Raw genomic sequence first — 7005 nt, forward strand, 5'->3', positions numbered from 1 at the left:
GGATGGGAAAAGGACGAGGACTCCTTCACGATCCGCGTCCACCCCGAGGAGGTCTTCACCGGGGAGCAGGCCGCGCCCGTCTTCCACGACTACATCGTCGATGGCGCCCTGCCCGATCCCGCCTTGCTGCGCCCCCTCGACATCTGAAACCCGCGGAAACGGGTCAGAACCCGCGCGAGCGGAGGCATCTTATGAGTTTCGAGTTCCGCGCCCCTGCGGTGGGGCGCTTCGGAGCGCCTTGCCGAACCGCGTACAGGCGAGTCGGTCTTCGACGACCCGGACGCGGTGCCCTGAGCGCGAACACCAGAGCACGCGCCCCCGAATAGTCCCGGAGGCGGCGAGTGAGGAGTTGGGGCAGTTGGGGGCGGAGTTCTTGGAGAACACGGGCGAGCCGCCTCGCACTGTGATCCCCGGTATCGGCGGAGCCGGGGGCGGGAACAGGAGCTTCGACCTGCTCGCGGTGGATGAGAAGGTGGAGAGCATCGACTTCGTCGAGGCCAAGGGCGGCCCCAACACCCAAATGGGCCATGCCCGCAACCTCCTGCCCGATGGGAGCAAGGGGGAGGTGTTGGAGCAGGGGACGGCGGCGTGTTCGAACCGCATCGCCCACCGACGAGAACTTCCCCCAGCTGCCGGGCGACAACCCCGACTTGTGGGAGCGGATCACGAGCGGGCAGGTCACGCTCAGCAACGTGGTGTGCAAGACCCGAACCGCCGACCTGTCCCTGATCGAGCGCACCACCGGACAGTTCACCCTGGAGGCGCGCACCATCGAAGAGCTCGACACTGAACTCAACCCCCTGCCCACAACGAACGGAACCACACCATGACCACCGAGTTCGAAGCCGTGACCCCTGAGCGCGCTGTCCAGATCATGCGGGCCTGGGCGTTCCACCCCTGGCCCATGAGCGTTCAGGACGGCATCGACGTGTACACCAGTTTTGGGTTCTCGCCCCACCCGCAAGAGCCGCAGTTGTTCACGTCCGACACGTCCCCGGACGAGGCTAACTCGTTCTTCACCAGCGAGGGCGATCAGATCGACAGCGTTCGGACGCACTTGTCCAACGTCGTTCCCAAAGAGGAGCGCCCCGCTTACCGCTCCCAGGTCCGCGCGGCCTACGCGGGGTTCGTGGCCGCTTTCACCGGGGTCTTGGGGCGCCCGAAGTCAGTCAAGGACAAGAATGGGGTGTTCTCGTCGCAGTGGTTCTTGGGCAACGGCGTCGGCGTGTGGGTCGGGGGCAATGACGGGCTCATTGCGCTCTCCTTGGAGTCCCCGGAGATGGCGGGCATCCACCAGGACGACCTGCGCCGCGGGATCGTGGACTACAGCCCCGCCAACGACCCACTACTGGAGGGCTGAGAGGACCACGGGCAGGCGGCCGCGAAGGCATTGGCCACCGCGGCCGCTTCCGCCGGGGTTTTGGGGGCGCCCGGACGGCCGGCAGCATCGGGGGCGGCGCCACAACACGGAAAGGCAGGAGATATGAGACGGTTCGCGACTTCGGTCCTGCACGCGGATGTGGGGGAAGTGGAGCGGTTCTTCCTGCCGCAAACCCCCGAATCCACTGCCGACTACGTCTGCAAACGGCTCAGGGCGCCGAGATACTTCGATGGGGCGTTCGCGTTCGCGATGGTGGTGTGGGCCCTGCCCGAGGGGGCCGCGTACCCCGAGGACGTGCCCGAGGGCAACCCGGCCCGCTCGACCTACATCCAGTGCGCGGGCTCCACGCGCGCCATGGCCGTCGAGATCCGCCTCACCCACCCAGACGGCTCCTACCAGCACTGGGTGGTCGCGCGCGAGCCGGTCGCCGACCCCGACAGGTGGGTGCACATCGAATGGGAAAAAGGCGAGGACTCCTTCACGATCCACGTCCACCCCGAGGAGGTCTTCACAGGCGACCAGGCCGCGCCCGTCTTCCGCGACTACATCGTGGGCGGCATCCTCCCACCCGCCGAACTACTGCGCCCCCTCGACATCTGACACCCGCGGGAGGGGAGGCAGCGCATGGGTCCTGAGTTCCGCGCCCCTGCGGTGGAGCGCTTCATGGAGATCGTGCGGGCCTGGATCTGACACCCGGTGGTCCGGGCGCTCGGTGGTCCAAAAAGCGTCTGAGTCTCGGGCGGATCCAGGGTCTTTCCGGGTGCGTGGTCCAAAATGCGTCTGAGTCTGCCCGGATTCACCCGGATCCGGCCAAATTCGCTTAACCCAGACGCTTTTTGGACCAACCCGCCGCGGAGTCGCCCGAACGCGGCGAAACCCAGACGCTTTTTGGACCACCCACGCCCCCACTACCCGGACCCGCGCGCGTGGGCATCGCCGCCGCCCCGCGGTCGCGGTGGTATTGCCCGGGGCAACCGGACGGCCACTACCATCGGGAGCGAAGTGCCAGAACACGGGGAGGGCAGGGAGATATGAGATGATTTGCAATCACTGCTCTGCGCGCGGACGCGGAGGTTCTCCTTGCCGCAAAACCCGAGTCCATCGTGGACGACGTGCGCAAGCCACTGACGGCCCCGCAGCACCTCGACAGGGCGTTCGCGTACGCGATGGCGGTGCGGGCCCTACCCAGCTCCGCCCTGCTGCGCCCCCTCGCCATCTGACAGAGGCGGCGCCGGTGGAGGGCCGTTTTACGGGTTCCGGGCCTCTGCGGGGGGGGGGAACTCATCGGGGATTGTGCGGGCGTGGGCTCTGCGCGTCTGGCCCATGACGCGGGCCGGGGGCACCGCCACCTGCAAGGCACTGGGTCGGCACCGTGTTGCGTAGTAGTAGTATTGGTGCGGATCCGTGATCGCGCAGAAAGGCATCCGAACGTTAATGGTGGGGAACATCCGTGAGCGCATTGGTTCTCTGCTGCCAGCGACGGTGACGAGCTCTGAGCTGGTGTCGGACACCGTTCCAGTCATCCACGCCGGAGCCATGGGGCTTCAGATTTGGGGCGCTTTCGTGGGGCAGAGCGCGGGCGAGGCGATGTGGGACGAAATGGACCCCCAGGACCTCGCCGTCCGCTTGAAAGCATTCGAGATGAACCGTCTGCTGGCGGTGGACGGCGGCCAGGGCTGGTTGCACCTCGATTTCACGAACGGCTGGATCCGCGTCGTGGCGGACACGTGGGAACCGTGGTCGATCATCCTGCCCGGGATCTGGTGGACCGGAGATATATGAGAGTATCCGTTCAGAACCACTGAGGCCGAGCAATGGATGATACCAATTTAGAACTGTGGTGCCGTGTGCTTCTGGCCAGTGGACCGGGTTGCGCCTTGTTGATCTGCCGCAGCAAATGCGCGAAGCCTGGTTCGATGAGAACTCCCGTGGTGAGAACGGCACTCTTCGTGAGCTCGCGCTCGACGATGCCTTCTGGGACCAGTTCAACCGGGGCTACGACGCCTGGTACGCCGAGCACCCCCTGCCCGGTGCGCCCGGGCGCCACCAACCATGAGATGACGGGCGCCCACCGGCGGCAGGGAGCCGACGCGCCCTGCGAGGGCCGGGCGCCGGCTCCGCGCGGCGGCTACTATCGGTGGGGAGAGGTGCTGGACCATGCCGAGGCAGGAAGTATGAGACGGTTCGCAAGAACGGATTTGCTCGCGGAGGCGGGGCCCGTCGAGGAGTTCTCCGCTGAGAGCACTCCCGAGGCGGTCGCCGACGGGATCACCGAGGTGCTCACCGCGCCCAGGTGCTTCGACGGCTCGCACATGTACGCGATGGTCGTGTGGGAGCTGCCCCCCGGCGCCGAGCGCCCCGAGGACGTGGCAGCCGACGACCCCGCGCGTTCGACGTACATCCAGTGCGCGGGCTCCACCGGGGTGATGACGGTCGAGATCCGCGTGACCGGCCAGGACGGCTCGTACAAGCATTACGTCGTCGCCCGCGAGCCGGTCGCCGACCCCGAGAGCTGGATGGGCATCGAGTGGGACACCGGTGAGGGCGGGCCTGCCGCCGTCCGCGTCCACCCCGAGGAGGTCTTCACCGGGGAGCAGGCCGCCCCCGTGTTCCGCGCCTACGTGGTCGACGGGCGCCTGCCCGCGCCCGAACTGCTGCGACCGCTCGACATCTGAGCGCCCCGGCTGGAGCCCGGGCGGCCCGCTGGGAAGACCCCGCGGGCCCCGGCCCGGGAACGGAGGCGGCCTCGTCCTCCCGGCGCCGCCGGGGGACTACCGGGGCCGCCCCCGCTCCGGAGCGGGGGACGGCGGCTCACAGCGCGGTGCGCGTCGCCTTCACGTCCCAGTGCTCGGGCCCGTCGGTGAGGACCTCGAAGGCCCACTGGCCGGGCAGTTGCTCGATCTGCGCCAGCAGCGGCGTGGGCAGGTGCGGGGCGCGGATGACGAAGGCCTCGCCCCCGCGCATGGACTGCGCGACGCCGAGGACCGCGGCGTGGCGGATCCGGTGGGGGATCGCGGCGGCGTCGATCATGGGCGGGTGCGCCTCGTGCCCGCCGCAGCCGCAGCCGCTGGGGGCCTCAGTGAGGGGCAACTCTTCGATGGTCATGGGTGGCCTTTCTGTCGGTTGGGGCCGCTGCGGTGGGCCGCAACAGCGGACAGTATTTTACAGGGATTTTCCCCTCAAGAAAGAACGGGCCGCCCGAACTCCCCAACAATGTCTGCGAACCTAGTGACATCAATGCGCAAACGTTTGTATAGTGGAAGCGCCCTCCCTGGGGCACGGTGCCCGCATGGCCGCGGGCGACCAGCGGGGGCACAACATGGAGGTTGTACCAGTGGAATTTCTCTCACGCGCATTCGACATACGGCCGGCGCCCCACGCCGGCCTGCCGCTGGAGGTCCAGAGGAAGAAATGGGTCTACGAGTTCCTCAAGACCTACGCCGTCCTCATCATCGCCTACGGCGGCTTCTACCTGCTGAGGACGAACTTCAAGTCCGCCCAGCCCTTCCTGGTCGAGCAGACGGGCCTGACCACCAGCGACCTGGGGTACATCGGCTTCGGCTTCTCGCTCACCTACGGATTCGGCGGCCTCATCCTGGGGTTCTTCATCGACGGGAAGAACACGAAGAAAGTCGTCTCGGCACTGCTCATCGGCTCGGGCGTCGCCTCGATCCTCATCGGAGCGCTCCTGGCCTCGATGAACAGCCCCTACGGGTGGATGCTCCTGCTGTGGTCGCTCAACGGGCTGCTGCAGGCCCCGGGCGGCCCGTGCTGCAACTCGACGATGAACCGGTGGACACCGCGCGTGCTGCGCGGGCGCTTCATCGGCTGGTGGAACGCCTCGCACAACCTCGGCGCCATGATCGCCGGCGTGCTGGCCCTGTGGGGGGCCAACACCCTCTTCGCGGGCTCCGTGATCGGCATGTTCATCGTCCCGGCCGTCGTCGCGATCCCGATCGGCGTCTGGGGGTACTTCTACGGCAAGGACGATCCCGTCGAGCTCGGGTGGGACAAACCCGAGACGATCTTCGGTGAGCCCGAGGCGAAGGCCGACACCGTTTCGGAGAACATGGACAAGGGGCGGATCCTCGTCGACTACGTCCTGAAGAACCCGGCGGTGTGGTTCCTGTGCGTCGCCAACGTGGCCGCGTACTGCGTGCGCATCGGCATCGACAACTGGAACGTCCTGTACACCCGCCAGGAGTTGGGGTTCTCCGACTACCTCGCGGTGAACACGACCATGGCCCTGGAACTGGGCGGACTGGCGGGGTCCCTGCTGTGGGGGTACTTCTCGGACAAGATGGGCGGCAGGCGCGCCCTGAGCGCCGCCATCGGCATGTGCCTGGTCGTCGTCCCGATCTTCGTCTACTCCCACGCCACTGCACCAGGGGTCGTCTACGCGGCCCTGTTCTTCATCGGGTTCCTCGTCTTCGGCCCCGTCACCCTCATCGGCATCTGCGTCATCGGCTTCGCCCCGAAGAGCGCCACCGTGGTCGTCAACGCCGTGCCCCGGGCCTTCGGGTACGTGTTCGGCGACTCCCTGGCCAAGGTCCTCATCGGGCGGATCGCCGACCCCACCAAGGACGGCGTGACGATCCTGGGATTCCACCTGCACGGCTGGGGCGCGACCTTCAACGTCCTGTTCTTCTCCGCGGCCGTCGGGCTCATCTGCCTTGTCCTGGTCGCCCTCTTCGAAGAGCGCAACCTGAGGGGCGACCGCGCCTACGCCGCCAGCAACGCGGCGCGGACCGGCACCGAGGCGGACTCGACCGAGTCGGAGAAGTGAGGCGTGACCATGTCAGAACCGACCACGACCCAGCTCCTGCAGATCGCCGAGGCGACCGTGCGCGAGGCCATGGCGCTCGCCCTCGACCCCGGCATCAGCCTCGACGTGCGCACGAAGACGAATCGCAACGACCTGGTCACCGCAGTCGACCGCCGCATCGAGGAAGTCGTCACGGCGCGCCTGGCGGAGGCCACCGGCTACCCGGTGCTCGGCGAGGAGGGGCACACCGTCGACTCCTTCGCCGGGCGCGTGTGGGTGCTCGACCCCATCGACGGCACGATGAACTACGTGAGCACCCACCGCGACTACGCGGTGTCGTTGGCCCTGTGCGAGGACGGGGCGCCCGTCGTCGGCGTCGTCGCCGACGTCGTCGGCTCCCACGTGTACACAGCGGTGCGGGGCGAGGGCGCTCGGTGCGACGGCGAGGCGCTCGCGCCCGTCCTCGACGCCGACGACTACACGGACGCCATCATCATCACCGACATCAAGGAGATCCTCGCCCTGCCCCGGCTCGCGCGCGCCCTCGTGGACTCGCGCGGCCACAGGCGCTACGGCTCGGCGGCGCTCGAGTGCGTCGAGGTGGCGGCCTCGCGCGCCGGGGCCTTCGTCCACATGTGGGTGTCGCCGTGGGACATCGCGGCCGCTTCGCTCATCTGCGAGGAGGCGGGGGCCCGCGTGACGCGCCTGGACGGCACGCCTATGGACGTGCGGCACAAGGGCTCGATCCTGGTGGGCGCGCCCCGAGTGCACGCCTCGCTGCTCAAACGCCTCATGACCGACGCGCAGTGACCGCGCGCGCAGCGGGGGGCGAGGCGGTCGTGACCACGGGCGCCGGGGC

At 68.2% G+C, this 7005-nt stretch carries 9 protein-coding genes; 8 read left to right on the forward strand and 1 reads right to left on the reverse strand.

What is annotated here, in order from left to right:
* The first annotated feature begins 650 nt into the window (after window positions 1-650).
* The 6 genes from BH719_RS09450 to BH719_RS09455 all read left to right on the forward strand — a co-directional run bounded on the left by BH719_RS09450 (window position 651) and on the right by BH719_RS09455 (window position 4056).
* Complete coding sequence (locus tag BH719_RS09450) at window positions 651-830, forward strand: hypothetical protein (protein ID WP_009399771.1); 180 nt, start codon at window positions 651-653, stop codon at window positions 828-830.
* Window positions 827-1360, forward strand: a complete 534-nt coding sequence (locus tag BH719_RS00445) for a DUF6301 family protein (RefSeq protein ID WP_009399772.1) — start codon at window positions 827-829, stop codon at window positions 1358-1360. Before BH719_RS09450 ends, BH719_RS00445 begins: the two co-directional genes overlap by 4 nt.
* Window positions 1361-1483: 123 nt before the next feature.
* Window positions 1484-1981: a hypothetical protein gene (locus BH719_RS00450; RefSeq protein ID WP_009399773.1), complete on the forward strand. Its 498-nt coding sequence runs from the start codon at window positions 1484-1486 to the stop codon at window positions 1979-1981.
* A 936-nt stretch (window positions 1982-2917) separates the two neighbouring features.
* A complete protein-coding gene (locus BH719_RS00455; protein ID WP_245683293.1) occupies window positions 2918-3163 on the forward strand; it encodes a hypothetical protein in 246 nt (81 codons plus the stop codon).
* A 115-nt stretch (window positions 3164-3278) separates the two neighbouring features.
* Entirely contained in the window at window positions 3279-3437 is a 159-nt protein-coding gene (locus BH719_RS00460) for a hypothetical protein (RefSeq protein ID WP_009399780.1), read from the forward strand.
* Window positions 3438-3555: 118 nt separating this feature from the next.
* Window positions 3556-4056: a hypothetical protein gene (locus tag BH719_RS09455; RefSeq protein WP_034255100.1), complete on the forward strand. Its 501-nt coding sequence runs from the start codon at window positions 3556-3558 to the stop codon at window positions 4054-4056.
* 136 nt (window positions 4057-4192) lie between these two features.
* On the opposite strand, the gene BH719_RS00470 is transcribed toward BH719_RS09455, so the two are convergent.
* Window positions 4193-4486, reverse strand: coding sequence for a DUF2249 domain-containing protein (locus BH719_RS00470; RefSeq protein ID WP_005870959.1), 294 nt, complete (start codon window positions 4484-4486; stop codon window positions 4193-4195).
* A gap of 151 nt (window positions 4487-4637) precedes the next feature.
* Here BH719_RS00470 and uhpT point away from each other — a divergent pair, with 151 nt between their 5' ends.
* Window positions 4638-6167 (forward strand): hexose-6-phosphate:phosphate antiporter, encoded by a 1530-nt coding sequence (gene uhpT / locus BH719_RS00475; RefSeq protein ID WP_245683294.1) that lies wholly within the window; start codon window positions 4638-4640, stop codon window positions 6165-6167.
* Window positions 6168-6176: 9 nt separating this feature from the next.
* Window positions 6177-6956 (forward strand): inositol monophosphatase family protein, encoded by a 780-nt coding sequence (locus tag BH719_RS00480; protein WP_034255444.1) that lies wholly within the window; start codon window positions 6177-6179, stop codon window positions 6954-6956.
* Window positions 6957-7005: the final 49 nt, after the last annotated feature.

Origin of the sequence: Pauljensenia hongkongensis, assembly GCF_001746855.1 — a bacterium.
In the GTDB taxonomy this organism is placed as follows: Bacteria; Actinomycetota; Actinomycetes; order Actinomycetales; family Actinomycetaceae; genus Pauljensenia; species Pauljensenia hongkongensis.